12 protein-coding genes are annotated in these 16052 nt (G+C 53.7%); 4 read left to right on the plus strand and 8 right to left on the minus strand.

The features are described from left to right. Window positions 1-2 precede the first annotated feature (2 nt). From ribD to glyA, 3 genes are all read right to left on the minus strand, one after another. Entirely contained in the window at window positions 3-1139 is a 1137-nt protein-coding gene (ribD, locus tag Q4579_RS00160) for a bifunctional diaminohydroxyphosphoribosylaminopyrimidine deaminase/5-amino-6-(5-phosphoribosylamino)uracil reductase RibD (protein WP_303560717.1), read from the minus strand. Between the two features lie 6 nt (window positions 1140-1145). Then, a complete protein-coding gene (gene nrdR / locus Q4579_RS00165) occupies window positions 1146-1595 on the minus strand; it encodes a transcriptional regulator NrdR (protein WP_211647355.1) in 450 nt (149 codons plus the stop codon). Window positions 1596-1747: 152 nt separating this feature from the next. After that, complete coding sequence (gene glyA / locus Q4579_RS00170; protein ID WP_303560720.1) at window positions 1748-2998, minus strand: serine hydroxymethyltransferase; 1251 nt, start codon at window positions 2996-2998, stop codon at window positions 1748-1750. 488 nt (window positions 2999-3486) lie between these two features. On the opposite strand from glyA, the gene Q4579_RS00175 reads away from it, so the two are divergent. Beyond that, window positions 3487-4119, plus strand: coding sequence for a YitT family protein (locus tag Q4579_RS00175; protein ID WP_303560722.1), 633 nt, complete (start codon window positions 3487-3489; stop codon window positions 4117-4119). A gap of 21 nt (window positions 4120-4140) precedes the next feature. Here the strand turns inward: Q4579_RS00175 and Q4579_RS00180 are convergent, their stop codons facing one another. The 3 genes from Q4579_RS00180 to purL all read right to left on the minus strand — a co-directional run bounded on the left by Q4579_RS00180 (window position 4141) and on the right by purL (window position 9620). Continuing rightward, window positions 4141-4935: a hypothetical protein gene (locus tag Q4579_RS00180; RefSeq protein ID WP_303560724.1), complete on the minus strand. Its 795-nt coding sequence runs from the start codon at window positions 4933-4935 to the stop codon at window positions 4141-4143. 215 nt (window positions 4936-5150) lie between these two features. Continuing rightward, window positions 5151-5489, minus strand: coding sequence for a nitrogen regulatory protein P-II (gene glnB / locus Q4579_RS00185; protein WP_303560725.1), 339 nt, complete (start codon window positions 5487-5489; stop codon window positions 5151-5153). Window positions 5490-5714: 225 nt separating this feature from the next. After that, the gene (gene purL, locus Q4579_RS00190; protein ID WP_303560727.1) at window positions 5715-9620 is read right to left on the minus strand and encodes a phosphoribosylformylglycinamidine synthase; all 3906 of its coding nucleotides are present in this window, start codon (window positions 9618-9620) and stop codon (window positions 5715-5717) included. Between the two features lie 422 nt (window positions 9621-10042). Between purL and mltF the strand changes: the two genes are divergently transcribed. Then, entirely contained in the window at window positions 10043-11518 is a 1476-nt protein-coding gene (gene mltF, locus Q4579_RS00195; protein WP_303561142.1) for a membrane-bound lytic murein transglycosylase MltF, read from the plus strand. Between the two features lie 35 nt (window positions 11519-11553). Here mltF and tadA read toward each other — a convergent pair whose 3' ends face one another. Continuing rightward, window positions 11554-12096, minus strand: a complete 543-nt coding sequence (gene tadA / locus Q4579_RS00200) for a tRNA adenosine(34) deaminase TadA (protein WP_303560728.1) — start codon at window positions 12094-12096, stop codon at window positions 11554-11556. A 138-nt stretch (window positions 12097-12234) separates the two neighbouring features. On the opposite strand from tadA, the gene Q4579_RS00205 reads away from it, so the two are divergent. Together Q4579_RS00205 and fghA are read left to right on the plus strand one after the other, a co-directional pair. Then, on the plus strand, window positions 12235-13359 hold the full coding sequence (locus Q4579_RS00205; RefSeq protein WP_303561144.1) for an S-(hydroxymethyl)glutathione dehydrogenase/class III alcohol dehydrogenase: 1125 nt from the start codon (window positions 12235-12237) through the stop codon (window positions 13357-13359). An 8-nt stretch (window positions 13360-13367) separates the two neighbouring features. Further along, the gene (fghA, locus tag Q4579_RS00210; RefSeq protein ID WP_303560730.1) at window positions 13368-14216 is read left to right on the plus strand and encodes an S-formylglutathione hydrolase; all 849 of its coding nucleotides are present in this window, start codon (window positions 13368-13370) and stop codon (window positions 14214-14216) included. 73 nt (window positions 14217-14289) lie between these two features. Here the strand turns inward: fghA and Q4579_RS00215 are convergent, their stop codons facing one another. Further along, the gene (locus Q4579_RS00215) at window positions 14290-15846 is read right to left on the minus strand and encodes an AbgT family transporter (RefSeq protein WP_303560732.1); all 1557 of its coding nucleotides are present in this window, start codon (window positions 15844-15846) and stop codon (window positions 14290-14292) included. Window positions 15847-16052: the final 206 nt, after the last annotated feature.

Genomic DNA, 16052 nt, shown 5'->3' on the forward strand with positions numbered 1-16052 from the left:
TTCTATGATTCCTTGGTTGCAGCCGGGGCAATCGTCGCACGAATCCGAATGTCTTGCCCGACCTGCCGCACGTCGTTGAGCACCAGTTCAGGGACTTGCGACATGGCCGTCATCGCCTGCAAATCAATTAAACTCCGGCTGCCGCTGCCCATCAGCTTGGGTGCCTGATACAGCAGCAGTTCATCCACCAGACCAGCATTGATCAAACCACCAGCCAGAGAGGCACCGGCTTCCACCCAAAGGTGGTTGATATCTTGCTGCGCTAAGGCGTGCATCAATGCCGATAAGTCTAGCTGACCCTGCTCATCCAGCGGGATCTCCAGTTGCTCAACATGCGACGGCCAGCGCTGTGCGTCGGCCTTTGCTCTGGCAAGGATAATCCTGCCGGGCAGCGAGAACAGACGCTGAGACGGGGATAAACGATTCTGACTGTCGATGATGACCCGGACTGGCTGGCGCAGCTCAGAAAGCGGATACTCAGCCTGCACCGACTCCCCCAGCTCTTCCCAGCGGACATTCAGCGACGGATCATCAGCCAGCACAGTGGCGCTGGTCGACAAAATCGCACCCGCCTGCGCCCGAAACCGCTGTACATCCGCACGGGCTTGCGGCCCTGTAATCCATTGGCTGACACCATTGGCCAGCGCCGTCTTCCCGTCCAGACTGGCTGCGAGCTTCAGCTGAACATAAGGACGGCCGATTTTCATCCGACAGATAAATCCGGGATTCAGGGCCAGTGCATCAGCTTCCAGCAAACCGGTTTCTACCTGAATCCCAGCGCTTTTCAGCATCTCAACGCCCCGTCCGGCAACCTTAGGATTCGGATCGACCATAGCGCACACCACACGAGCAACACCGGCCTGAATCAGTGCCTCGGCACAAGGTGGGGTCCGGCCATAATGGGAACAGGGTTCCAGCGTGACATAAGCGGTTGCGCCCGCGGCTTGATCGCCCGCAGCACGCAGTGCAAACACTTCAGCATGCGGCTGGCCGGCACGGTAATGGAAGCCTTCCCCGAGAATGGTGTCATGTTTGGCAATCACACAGCCCACGTTCGGGTTTGGGGCAGTGGTAAAACGGCCACGCTTGGCCAGACTGAGTGCCCGGCGCATCATGGCGTGATCGGTTGGCGTAAACATTTTGATTTATTTTTCCAGTTTAGCGATGGCTTCGCCAAATTCTCGAAGATCTTCAAACGAGCGGTAAACCGACGCAAAGCGGATATAGGCCACTTTATCGAGTTCAATTAACGCATCCATGACCAGATTGCCGATCATGTCGGTTTTCACTTCACGCTCACCGGTCGCACGCAGGCGGGATTTAATCGTATTAATCGCCCGCTCAATATCATCCGCACTGACCGGGCGTTTCTCTAACGCACGCTCGATCCCGCCACGGAGTTTATCTTCATGAAAGGGTTCACGGCTGCCGTTGGTTTTGATGACATGTGGCATCACCAGCTCGGCGGTTTCAAAGGTCGTATAGCGCTCGCTGCACGCCAGACACTGGCGACGACGGCGAACCTGATGACCATCCGCGACCAGACGGGAATCGATGACTTTGGTGTCGTTCGCACCACAAAACGGACAATGCATCTTGCCTCCTCAATTTCGTCGAATCAGTGTAACCCAAATCAACCGCCTTGAGAGATCCGGAACCAAATTTTTTATCGACAAAAAAACGGCATCCAATGGATGCCGTCTCGCCATCAGCGCGATATGCGCTGAGAAATCTGTGTCGTGCCAACTTATGCGTAAACCGGCAGACGCTGACAGATTTCCAGAACTTTCGCTTTGGTCGCTTCAATCACCTGAGGATTGTCGATGTTGTCCAGCACGTCGCAGATCCAGTCTGCCAATGCTTTTGCATCTTCAGTGGTGAAACCACGACGGGTGATCGCTGGCGTACCGATACGAATACCAGAGGTCACAAACGGGCTGCGCGGATCGTTCGGCACACTGTTTTTGTTCACAGTGATGTTTGCGGCACCCAGTGCTGCATCCGCATCTTTACCTGTGATGTTCTTGTCGATCAGGTCAACCAGGAACAGGTGGTTTTCAGTCCCGCCGGACACGATCTTATAACCACGCTCCAGGAACTGACCAACCATAGCTTTCGCGTTGTCTACCACGCGCTGCTGGTAAGCTTTGAATTCTGGCTCCATGGCTTCTTTGAACGCCACAGCTTTTGCGGCAATCACGTGCATCAGCGGGCCACCCTGACCGCCTGGGAAAACAGCTGAGTTCAGCTTTTTGTACAGGTCTTCACCCGCATTCGACAGAATCAGGCCACCACGTGGGCCAGCCAGCGTTTTGTGCGTGGTGGTGGTGACCACATGTGCGTGTGGAACCGGGTTCGGATACACGCCCGCAGCAACCAGACCGGCAACGTGCGCCATGTCCACAAAGAAGTAAGCGCCGACTTTGTCTGCGATGTCACGCATGCGCTTCCAGTCAACGATCTGAGAGTAGGCAGAGAAACCACCGATGATCATTTTCGGCTTGTGCTCCAGCGCCAGCGCTTCCACTTCTGCGTAGTCAATCTGGCCGGCTTCATCAATACCGTAAGGAATGATGTTATACAGCTTACCGGAGAAGTTCACCGGAGAACCGTGAGTCAGGTGGCCGCCGTGTGCCAGGCTCATCCCCAGCACGGTATCGCCAGCGTTCAGCAGCGCCATGTAAACCGCACTGTTCGCCTGAGAACCCGAGTGTGGCTGTACGTTCGCGTATTCAGCACCAAACAGCGAACAAGCACGGTCGATCGCCAGTTGTTCTGCTTTGTCGACATACTCGCAACCGCCGTAGTAACGCTTGCCCGGATAACCTTCAGCGTACTTGTTCGTCAGTTGGGAACCCTGAGCTTCCATCACCCGTGGGCTGGTGTAGTTTTCAGAAGCAATCAGTTCAATATGCTCTTCCTGACGGGCCGTTTCTTCCTGAATAGCAGCAAACAATTCTGCATCATAATCGGCAATATTCATATCACGCTTTAGCATCAGTCTCTCCTGACTCAGATAGTTCTCAAAATCGTTCACCTAAGTATCTGACAGCGTCAGACGCTTAGGTGAACGTGGAATATTTTGCATTTTTCCCGATTTATGCTGAAAAGACAACCCCAGTCACCACGGGAACGCAAACGTTTTCGTTGCATCGCTTGATTGGTCTGTATTTTAACGAAATTGCGCCTTCGCAGATAGCCCCTGAACCGCTTTTTTATCCCCTTTTTTGTTCGTTTTTCTCATTGGGAAGATGAATCTATTTCAAGTTAGCGCAAACTTGCATCAAATCAGTTACAGTAAATCTGTGAACGCAACCCTGACTCGAAAATAATAATTTACATCACCGTAAACTATTCACTACATGCTGTCTTTTCTTTTGTTCAGCCGCGGGATTCTTTTTTGCTGGCTGCTCTATATCATATCGCGCGCATTTACCCCTTCCCGGCAATATCCGGTCCGTGCAGGGCATCTTTTGGAGGTATCGATTGAAACACAGCGGTCATTCTCGCAAGGAAAACCTAATCGCCATTCTTACGGGCACTTTCATCGTCGCACAAGGCGTTTTTTTCTTACAACAGGCACAGTTACTGACAGGCGGCACCACAGGCCTGGCATTGCTGCTCACTCATTTTGTTGATTTCAGTTTCGGGCAGCTGTACTTCGTCATGAATATTCCTTTTTACATCATGGCCTGGTTCCGCATGAACCGGAGTTTCGCCCTGACCAGCATTTGCTGCGGCGGACTGGTCTCGATCATTACGGACAATCTGCATCGTGTGGTGGAAATCAGTCACTTTGATCCGGTGTACTGCGCCGTAATTGGCGGATTACTGATGGGCTTAGGGATGCTGATCCTGTTCAGACACAATACCAGTCTGGGCGGATTTAACGTGCTGGTGCTGTTTCTTCAGGAAAAGTTCGGGATTTCAGCAGGGAAACTTCAGATGGGGATTGATATCAGCATTCTGGTAGGCTCATTCTTCCTGATGACGCCAACCATTCTGATGCTCTCTTTACTGGGTGCGGTGATGCTCAACCTGGTACTGGCAATGAACCATAAACCGGGGCGGTATAACGACGGCAGAACCCTATCTGATCCTGCCGTCGGGGACAGCTGATTCGTACGCTTTCCGTGACGGTTAAGACACGGCCACTGGCTCATGCAGCAAGCCTGCGTGGGCCAGCCTGTCCAGCAAGATATGCCTCGCCTGTCGGCGTAAGTCACGATCCAGCACATTGATATTGATTGGTAATGTCAGTTGCTCCCCGCTTTCCTTGCGAATATCCAGCTTCAGCTGGTTTTTCACCACAGACACCTGAGCAATCTGTGTTAATGGAATCCGGTAACAGCCCAGCCAGGGATTCGGCGTGATGTAAAGCGCATCAGAAGTCACCAGCAGTGCAGTTTTCTTCTTTCCGGCCAGATTCCGGGCAAAAATAATCATCCCGGCCAACAGCGCCAGAATGCCAAACGGCACGCCAACAAACAGCAGCAAACACCCAACACCCGCCAGCCCGAAAGCCAGTGGATCCTCATCGCAAAAGCCGAACTGTGGATGTTCTGGTTTCAGCTCAGACGGGACTTCCTGCAACATGCCAAACCGAATGCGCTGCGCATCGCGCCAATAGCAGATGTGGAAAAACAGGCCAAATGGAAACAAGGCCAGAGTGGCAAACAAGGTCAGACATTTCCCCAGAAATACAGCTCGGTTCAGCAGCCACAAACTCAGCCCCTGTGCCACCACGGCAGCAACCGCATACCAAGGCCACCAGGCCAGAAGATCGGGCAAGCCCGGCAGGTTCACGGAAGGATAAAGAGTGATGATGTGTTGATGTGTACTGATGAGCAGTGGCGACAAAACGAACGCCACAACCGTTGCTGCCAGCATGGAGAAAATCAGCCCGCCATAGGTCGACAATGACACGTGATTCATAGTGACTCTCCTTGAAGACAATAAATGAAGGATCAGCCGATCCCAGATTTGGAATCACTGAAAAAATAAGCATTTATGGCAACTATGCGGCGGGCAGAATTGAATATTAAATAATCAATTTAACAATAAGAGATCGCTCCATAAACAACAGCCCCGCTCAATCACGGGGCTGTATAGGTGGCCTGGCAGCCGTTGAAGCGATTGGATGGCACCGATCAGATCGCGTCTTCGTCTTCTTCCCCGGTACGAATCCGAACCACACGTTCAATGTCGAACATGAAGATCTTACCGTCACCAATTTTACCGGTTTGTGCCGTTTCGATAATGGTATCAATGCATTGCTCTGCCACATCATCACTGACGACAATTTCCAGCTTCACCTTCGGTAGAAAGTCGACCATGTACTCTGCACCGCGATACAGCTCGGTATGTCCTTTCTGACGTCCAAACCCTTTGACTTCTGACACTGTCATCCCTGTGATTCCCACCTCTGCCAGGGCCTCACGCACATCATCCAGTTTGAATGGCTTAATAATGGCTTCGATTTTTTTCATATCACAATATCCTTTGCTTCGCAGCAGACGTGGGTCGGCAGGTTCAGGTCTGTAGACCGGAGACCGACTCGGAAAAGAGCCTCATTATCACCGATTTATGACTGAAAACTCAACGGCTCATCCTGTTCAACCCGAGGATCCGTACCGATTTTCTGCGGCACAGACAACAAGGCCGCAGTCTGAAGCAGCGGCCTTGGATGAAGGGAAATCTGTCAGAGCTGACGCTTAGCCCAGATTCTTCCTTGCGTTGCGGAACATCCGCATCCACGGACTGTTTTCATTCCAGTCATCCGGATGCCAAGAGTTCGCCACGGTCCGGAAAACACGCTCCGGGTGCGGCATCATAATGGTCACCCGGCCATCACGAGTCGTCAGGCCGGTGATTCCGTTTGGTGAACCGTTCGGGTTGGCCGGATAATTCTGAGTGACATTGCCGTAATTATCCAGATAACGCAGTGCCACCGTACCGGACTGCTCAATGGCAGACAGGTGTTCTCCGTTGCGCACTTCAACACGGCCTTCACCGTGAGAAACAGCGATTGGCATCCGCGAGCCTGCCATGCCATTGAAGAACAGCGAATCACTCTGCTGCACTTCAACCAGGCTGAAGCGCGCTTCAAAACGCTCGGATTCATTGCGGACAAAGCGCGGCCACAAATCTGCACCCGGAATCAAATCACGCAGATTCGACATCATCTGACAGCCATTACACACACCCAGTGCGAATGTATCTTCACGATGGAAGAAACGCTCGAACTGGTCACGGGCCATGCCGTTAAACAGCACAGACTTCGCCCAGCCCTCACCGGCACCTAACACGTCACCGTAAGAGAAACCACCACAGGCAACCAGACCATTGAAACCTTCCAGTGCAGTGCGACCCGACAGAATATCGCTCATGTGAACGTCACGGGTATCAAAGCCGGCACGGTCAAACGCCGCGGCCATTTCTACATGAGAGTTCACCCCTTGCTCACGCAGAATCGCCATCTTCGGACGCGCACCCGTTGCAATAAACGGTGCTGCGATATCTTCGTTGATATCAAAACTCAGTTGGGTGTTCAGGCCCGGATCATTGCTGTCCTTCTTGGCTTCAAACTCCTGCAGCGCGCCTGCCGGGTTGTCCCGCAGTGCCTGCATCTGGTAGGTCGTTTCCGCCCAGATAGTCCGCAGTTCAGTTCGGCTCTGCGCCAGCACCAGATCATTGCCGTTCCAGATACGAACCACATCTTCGTCGACCACAGTACCAATCACATGGCTGCAATCAGCCAGACCAAATTCCGCCAGCGTCTGCTCAACGGCAGCCAGATCGTCCGTGCGCACCTGCAGCACAGCACCCAGCTCTTCGCTGAACAATGCTGCCAGAACATCGTCGCAGGCATCTGTCTCCGTTGTGTTCAGGTCGACTTCCACACCGGTATGGCCGGCAAACGCCATTTCAGCCAGCGTGACATACAAACCACCGTCACCACGGTCGTGGTAAGCCAGCAGCTTCTCTTCACGAACCAAACGCTGAACCGCGTTGAAGAAACCTTTCAGCAGTTCAGGGCTGTCGACATCCGCCGGGAGATCACCCAGTTGTTTATAAACCTGCGCCAGCGCGGTCGCACCCAGACGGTTCTGACCACAGCCCAGGTCAATCAGCAGCAGGCTGGAATCCCCTTTGTCGGTCCGCAGTTGCGGCGTGACTGTTTTACGGACATCTTCCACCCGGCCAAAGGCTGTGATGACCAGAGAAAGCGGTGACGTGACTTCTTTTGCTTCACCGTTCTCTTCCCATTTGGTCTTCATGGACATGGAGTCTTTGCCGACCGGAATCGTCAGACCCAGTGCCGGACAGAGTTCTTCACCGACCGCTTTGACCGCTTCATACAGGCCCGCATCTTCGCCCGGATGACCCGCCGGAGACATCCAGTTAGCAGAGAGTTTGATTCGCTTGAGATCGCCAATGTCTGCACTGGCAATATTGGTAATGGCTTCTCCCACTGCCAGACGGGACGATGCTGCGAAATCCAGCAGTGCAACCGGCGTGCGCTCACCCATCGACATGGCTTCACCATGATAGGTGTCATAGCTGGCCGCGGTCACTGCACAGTTTGCGACAGGCACCTGCCACGGGCCAACCATCTGATCGCGCGCGACCAGGCCGGTCACCGTACGGTCACCAATGGTGATCAGGAAGGTTTTTTCAGCAACAGCCGGCAGACGCAGTACGCGATGAGTCGCTTCAGTCAGATCAATGCCGTCACGGTTCAGTGCCGTGCCCTGCACTTTCTGAGACGTCACGTCACGATGCATTTTTGGCGGCTTACCCAGCAGGATATCCATCGGCATATCAATCGGCGTGTTGTCGAAATGACTGTCATCCAGCGTCAGGTGGCGCGCTTCTGTTGCTTCACCCACGACGGCATAAGGGGCACGTTCACGCTGACAAATGGCATCAAACACGGCCATCTGCTCCGGTGCAACCGCCAGCACGTAACGCTCCTGCGACTCGTTACACCAGATTTCCAGCGGGCTCATGCCCGGCTCGTCATTCGGGACATCACGCAGCTGGAACTTCCCGCCGCGCTCACCGTCGTTCACCAGCTCTGGCAATGCATTCGATATGCCACCAGCGCCCACATCGTGAATGAAGGCAATCGGGTTGTCATCGCCCAGCTGCCAGCAGCGGTCGATCACTTCCTGACAGCGACGTTCCATCTCCGGGTTCTCACGCTGTACAGATGCAAAATCCAGATCTTCAGCAGACTGGCCGGATGCCATCGATGATGCCGCACCACCGCCCAGACCGATGTTCATCGCCGGGCCACCCAGCACGATCAGCTTGGCACCGACAGGAATTTCTTTCTTCTGAACGTGGTCTTCACGAATATTACCCAGACCACCCGCGATCATGATCGGCTTGTGATAACCGCGAATCTCTTCGCCATTATGCGAGGTGACTTTTTCTTCGTAAGTCCGGAAGTATCCCAACAGGTTCGGACGGCCAAATTCGTTATTGAATGCAGCGCCGCCCAGTGGGCCTTCCAGCATGATATCCAGCGCAGTGACGATACGGCCCGGTTTGCCGAAATCGCTTTCCCATGGCTGCTCAAAGCCAGGGACGCGCAGGTTAGACACGGTAAATCCAACCAGACCCGCTTTCGGTTTACCACCGATACCGGTTGCGCCCTCATCTCGGATTTCACCGCCCGAACCGGTAGATGCGCCTGGCCATGGCGAGATCGCCGTCGGGTGGTTGTGGGTTTCCACTTTCATCAGAATATGCGCAGCTTCCTGATGGTAGTTGTACTGACGGTTTTCTGCGTCCGGGAAGAAACGACCCACCTCAGAACCGACCATCACTGCCGCATTGTCTTTATACGCCGACAGCACGTAGTCACCGTGTTGTTCGTAAGTGTTTTTGATCATCTTAAACAGCGACTTTTCCTGATCAACACCGTCGATCGTCCAGTCTGCGTTAAAGATTTTGTGCCGGCAGTGCTCAGAGTTTGCCTGCGCAAACATCATCAGCTCGATGTCGTTCGGGTTACGGCCCAGTTTGGTAAAGTTTTCAACCAGATAATCGATTTCATCTTCAGCGAGCGCCAGTCCGAGAGACAGGTTCGCCGCTTCCAGTGCCTTGCGGCCGCCGCTAAGGATATCCACACTCTGCACCGGTGCTGGCTCAGCATGACTGAACAAAGCTTCAGCCTGAGCGAAGTCCTCAAACATGACTTCCATCATCCGGTCGTGCAGCAGGCCTTTCAGCTCGGCCAGTTGCGACGCATTCAGATCAGTTGAAGACGTCACATAGTAGGCGGTACCGCGCTCCAGACGCTTGATCTGTTTCAGGCCACAGTTATGGGCAATATCCGTCGCTTTTGACGACCAGGGAGAAATGGTGCCTGGACGTGGGGTCACCAGCAGCAGGGTGCCGGCAGGTTCATGTTCGGCAATCGTCGGGCCATAGGTGAGCAGGCTGGTCAGGGTGTCACGTGCTTCGCTGCTCAGTGGCGAAGTCAGTTCTGCAAAGTGTGCGAACTCGGCATAAATGCCCGTGACAGGCAAACCAGATTCTTGACAACGCGCCAGCAGCTTGTTGACACGAAACTCAGACAGTGCGGGTGAACCACGCAAAATTTCCATGTGCGTACGACTCTCGATTAGCAGTTGAATGAAGGTGATATTGGCCTGAACCCCAGCTCGGGAGCCACGTCAATGTCACCTTGTTCTGCACTGTTTTTTCTCTCATTTGCCGAAAAGGAAAATGACAACGGGCGCTAGTATAAGGGAAAACGAAGGACGACGTAACACCTGACGCAACCGTTTGCGTTATTTTTTTTCTTTCGGCAGCCAAAACGCAGGTATATTTGACTACCCGCTCAAAATTGAGCAAATTTTCGCCCAGTCTGTGACCGGCAGATAAGATCAACAGGGGCTCTGCTTTGCCCTGAATGCGACCTTTGGTATAAAGAACGACTAATGAAACAGATGAGCATAGATTATTGAGACGAGTAGTTTTATCCGCAGCGTTGCGGCACTGTGTCGTTATCCTACTGACAACATTGATGTTATCGGGTTGCCAGTGGGAAAGTGACACCCGCACGGAGCTGGAGCGGATCCGCGACAGTGGTGTATTGCGCGTCGGGACACTGAACAATCAAATCTCCTATTACATTGGTCCGGATGGCCCGACCGGGCTGGATTATGACCTGGCCCAGCGCTTTGCTGACAAGCTGGGCGTGAAGCTGGAGATGCAGCCCGTGTTTTCACTGTCCGGGCTCTTTCCTGCGCTCACCCGGGGCGATGTCGACATGCTGGCAGCCGGACTGACCATGACGCCAGAACGTACTCAATCGTTCCGGGCGGCCCCGGCCTATTACTATGCCAGCCAGATTCTGGTGTACAAAAAAGGGCAGTGGCGCCCCCGTGATCTGGAAGATCTGGCTCAGAATAAAGGGACGCTTTCCGTCGTTCGCGGTTCCAGCCATGAGAAAAGTCTGCAGGCCATCAAGAAAGAATACCCCACCCTGACCTGGCAGACTGTCGATGAAATCGACAGTGAAGAGCTGCTGCGTCAGGTTGCCGTCGGGGAAGTGGATTACACCGTGGCCGACTCTGTGGATGTCGCCCTCAGCCAGCGGATTCATCCGGATATCGCCGTTGCCCTGGAACTGACAGAAGATCAGCCGATTGGCTGGTATCTGCATCAGAGTAATGACGATAGCCTGTATGCCCTGCTGATTGAATTTTTCGGTGAACTCAAACAAAGCGGTGAACTGGCCAAACTGGAAGAGAAATATTTTGGCCACGTGGATCAGTTCGACTATGTGGACACCCGGGCATTCCTGCGCGCTTTAGAAACAAAGCTCCCACGCTGGGAAGGCATGTTCAAGAAGTACGCGAATGAATTCGACTGGCGTTTGCTGGCAGCACTTTCCTATCAGGAGTCGCACTGGAATCCACGGGCCGTGTCTCCGACCGGCGTGCGCGGCATGATGATGCTGACACTGCCAACCGCGAAATCGGTCGGGGTTCAGAACCGGCTGGATCCGGACCAGAGCATTCGCGGCGGGACGGAATACCTGAGGAAAATGGTGGCACGGGTACCGGACAGCATCGAACCCCATGAAAAAGTCTGGTTTGCGCTGGCGTCATACAATGTCGGCTTTGGCCATATGATGGACGCCCGCCGCCTGACCAAAAAGCAGGGCGGGAATCCGGATGCCTGGAGTGATGTGAAACAGCGTCTGCCATTACTGCGCCAGCGCAAATATTATCGCCAGACCCACTATGGCTATGCCCGTGGTGACGAAGCGCTGCTGTATGTGGAGAACATTCGCCGCTACTACCAGAGCATCATTGGCTATGAACAGGCCCATAGCCAGCCGATTCTCGGCGATGGCATCCGTCTGGTCGATGACTGGCAGACCATTACCCCGGTCGATGAAACGGCAGATGAAGCGGAAACCACAGATCAGGTCCAGTCGGCTCTGAACGAGGTGATCGAAAACACCAAATCCGGCAAGAGTGTCAGCCGGTAAACCAAACCAAAAGAGTGGCAACCGCCACTCTTTTTTTATTCTGACTGAGATTTTTTTCCGGACGATTCCGCAGGGGGCTCACCGGCTACGGTTTGCTTTTTCAGGGCTTTTTTCTCTGCCCGGCGTCGCTTGAAAAATGCCTGCAGTTGGTAGCGGCATTCGGTCTCCAGCACGCCAGACTGGCAATCAACATGATGATTGACCCCAGCGTAACTGAGCAGATTCATGACGCTGCCAGCAGCCCCTGTTTTCGGGTCCGGCGCACCATACACAACCCGGCCAATCCGGCTGTGCACCATGGCAGCGGCACACATCGGGCAGGGTTCCAGCGTGACATAAAGCACCACGTCCAACAGACGGTAATTGGCACAGACTTTTCCCGCCTGACGTAAAGCCATCATCTCGGCATGGGCCGTAGCATCATGCTGGCCAATCGATCGGTTCCAGCCTTCACCCACAACCTCACCATTCAGCACAGCGACCGCGCCGACCGGCACTTCGCCCTCCGCTTCCGCTTGGCTGGCCAGTTCAATGGCCCGCTGCATAAAGATTTCATCCTGGCTGTTTAGGTCACTCACTTTGAATCTCTGTCCTGCTTTCCGAGGTCGGCGATTATAAGCCAAGCACTCGCCCCTCACCAGCATCTGTCCCATCATCAGGAGGCAGATCAGCGCATTCTCACCTACTTTATAGAAATAGTTTCATGACTGAAGAGCATAATGATGAAAACCATTCAATCCCGGGCAGCCGTGGCCTGGGGGCCAAATCAGCCCCTGACGATCGAAACCGTCGATGTTGAACTGCCCAAAGCTGGCGAGGTGCTGGTCCGCATTGTCGCATCCGGCGTCTGCCATACCGATGCGTTCACTTTATCCGGCGAAGACCCGGAAGGCATTTTCCCCGCCATTCTGGGCCATGAAGGTGGTGGTATTGTCGAGCAGGTTGGCCCCGGCGTCACCACAGTTCAGGTGGGCGATCATGTGATTCCGCTTTATACGCCGGAATGCGGCGAATGCAAATTCTGCCTGTCCGGCAAAACCAATCTGTGCCAGAAGATCCGGGCGACGCAGGGACAGGGACTGATGCCCGATGGCACCTCCCGCTTTTCACTCAACGGTGAACCCATTTATCACTACATGGGATGCTCAACCTTTTCAGAATACACGGTTTTACCTGAAATCTCGCTGGCCAAGGTCAATCCCGCCGCGCCACTGGAAGAGATCTGCCTGCTTGGCTGCGGGGTCACCACGGGGATGGGCGCGGTACTCAACACAGCCAAAGTCCACAAAGGAGATTCCGTCGCTATTTTCGGACTGGGTGGCATTGGCCTGTCTGCCATAATTGGCGCAACCATGGCGGGTGCATCCCGGATCATCGGTATTGATATCAATACGCATAAGTTTGAGCTGGCGAAAAAACTCGGTGCGACCGACTGCATCAACCCGAATGATTACGATCAACCCATTCAGGAAGTCATCGTCGACCTGACCGATGGCGGCGTCGACTTTTCGTTTGAATGCATCGGCAATGTCAATGTAATGCGTTCTGCCCTGGAATGTTGTCACAAGGGCTGGGGCGAATCAGTGATCATCGGCGTGGCCGGTGCCGGACAGGAAATTTCAACCCGCCCCTTCCAACTGGTTACCGGCCGGGTATGGCGCGGTACTGCATTTGGCGGCGTGAAAGGCCGCACCCAGTTACCGGATATCGTCGAGCGCTATCTCAAGGGCGAGTTTGCACTGCATGACTTCATCACGCATACCATGCCGCTCGACGATATCAATCAGGCTTTTGAGCTAATGCATCAGGGCAAGAGTATTCGCTCCGTCATTCATTATTAGAGGCAGACATGATTTCGGAACTGGTCAGCAGTAACAAATGCTACGGCGGATGGCATCAGCAGTGGCAGCATACGTCTGAAGATCTGCAGTGTTCCATGCGTTTTGCAATTTTCTTACCGCCGCAGATCGAAAACAGCAGCCGGGTGCCTGTCCTTTACTGGCTCTCCGGACTGACCTGCACCGATGAAAATTTCATGCAAAAATCCGGCGCACAACGCATTGCTGCCGACCTCGGCATTGCCATTGTGACACCAGACACCAGTCCGCGCGGTGCGGGCGTGCCGGATGATCCCAATCAGGCCGACGATCTTGGCTTGGGTGCAGGGTTCTACGTGAATGCCACCGAGCCGCCCTGGAACCAACATTATCAGATGTATGACTATGTCGCCGATGAACTCCCCAGCCTGATTGAATCGCAGTTTCCGGTCACACAACAACGGGCGATCGCCGGACATTCGATGGGCGGCCATGGGGCGCTGGTCATTGCGTTACGCAATCCGCAGCGTTACAGCTCAGTGTCGGCTTTCAGTCCGATCAGTCACCCAAGTGACTGTCCCTGGGGCAGGAAAGCCTTTGCCCATTATCTCGGACCGGATGACGGCATGACCTGGCAGCGGTATGATGCCTGCGAATTGCTGGCCCTCAGCACCCCACACCTCCCGGTACTGATCGATCAGGGCACGGCTGATCAATTCCTGAGCGAGCAACTCAAACCGGGCGCGCTCCTCAAGGCCGCAGAACAGGCCGGTTATCCCATCAGTCTGCGGATGCAGCCGGACTATGATCACAGCTATTACTTTATTGCCAGCTTTATCGAAGAACACCTGAGATTTCATGCCCAGTGGTTTGATCATTAACGGTTGCAGACGTCACGAAAAAACGCCCGGCAAATGCCGGGCGTCTTCGTAGCCATGAATACATTGAACACAATCAGAAGCCCAAAGGCAGGCCGAAAGCAAAGAAACCGACCAGCAGCGCCGACCACAGAACCAGGAAGGCCGCAGAGTAAGGCACCATCATGCTGATCACATCCCCAAACTTCAGTTCAGGTTTGTACTTCCGCATAAAGGCCAGAATCACCCCTGCATATGTCATCATCGGCGTGATGATGTTGGTGGATGAATCCGCAACCCGGAACGCTGCCGTGACCAGATCCGGCGTCATATTCGGGTTGACCTGATACAGCATGGGGACAAAAATCGGCCCCAGCAGCATCCATTTGGATGTCATGCCACCCACAAAGAGGTTGATCAATGCCGTGGTCAGAATAAACCCGATAATCAGTGCAATCGGGAAAGACTGCAAACCCAGTGAGCCCAGGAAAGTCGCGCCCAGATAAGTCACATAAGTCCCCAGCCCTGAGTAGCTCAGCATCGCCAGAAAGTTGTAGCAGAAGAAAGTCAGCACCAGAATATAACCCATGGTGTTCATCTGCTTCACCATGGCCTTCACCACGTCCTGCAGCGACTTAAACTTCCGGGTTGTGATGCCATAGCACAGGCCAACCACCACAAAGACAAAAGAAATCAGCAGAATCACATTGTCCAGATACGGGGTGACTTTGTGTCCGTCAGCATGGGTATAAGGAGCCAGTGGCCCCGTTGCCAGCAGATAAACCCCCAGCAGTGCAGCCAGCAGGCCCAGACCCGCCATCAGCAGTCCTTTCTGTTCCTGAGATGACAGCTGGAAATCATCCAGTTTCAGATCATCCGGCAATTGAAACGCCATGTCCGACAAGCGCGGGGCGATAAAGCGATTGGTGATCCAGCCGCCCACCACAGTCAGCACAATGGTCGACACAAAAATGAAGTAATAGTGCATGGTCGCCGGGTTCAGCGGTTCACCGCTGGCCGTTGTAAACGGAACGCCCTGCGACTCGGCAAAAATGCGTGCGTTGACCCCAAGAATGACATCAGAAGGTGTTGCGGGGATCAGGTTCGCACTGAAACCGGCAGAAACGCCAGCAAATGCCGCAGCCATACCAATCAGCGGGTTCTTACCCAAACCGGCATATAACAGGCCTGCCAGCGGAACCAGAACCAGATAGCCCGCATCACTGGCAATCGAGGACATAATCCCCAGAAAAACCACCATGTAAGGCAACCAGCGATCGCTGATCCGCAGGCCGATTTTCTTAATCAGCGCCGATAGCAGACCGGAATGCTCCGCAATGCCCACAGCCAGCATCACAATCAGAATCACGCCCAGTACACCGCGGCCGAACGCCAGCCAGTTCTGCAGCAAAGCGTTATCGAAAAGCCAGCGGACATGCTCTGTTTCCGTCATGCTTTTGATGGTATGCGTTACGCCGTTTCCATCAGCGCCCATGACCTCAAACTGCATCCCACCGATCAGACTGGTCAGAACCAGTACAAAAGCGAACAGAAACATGAAGATCACAACCGGATCCGGTATTTTTTGTCCCGCACGTTCAATGAACGCAATCACCCCCCGCGAATGCTTCGCCGGATTCAGGGTCTCACTCATAGTTGTACTTCCTTATGAATCGAATGAGTTATGAAAGGATTTGAGATTACTCGATTGTCATAATTCAGTAAAACTAATATGAGCCAAAAAATCAGCAACAGGCACTGGATTCATAAATAATTACAGAATAATTATCCACACGTGATTTTATGAATGGATTGTTAAACTACAGGAAAAATCTGCTCTTTCCCTGGATTTGATGTGCA

Source organism: Photobacterium sp. 1_MG-2023, from assembly GCF_030547945.1.
In the GTDB taxonomy this organism is placed as follows: domain Bacteria; phylum Pseudomonadota; class Gammaproteobacteria; order Enterobacterales; family Vibrionaceae; genus Photobacterium.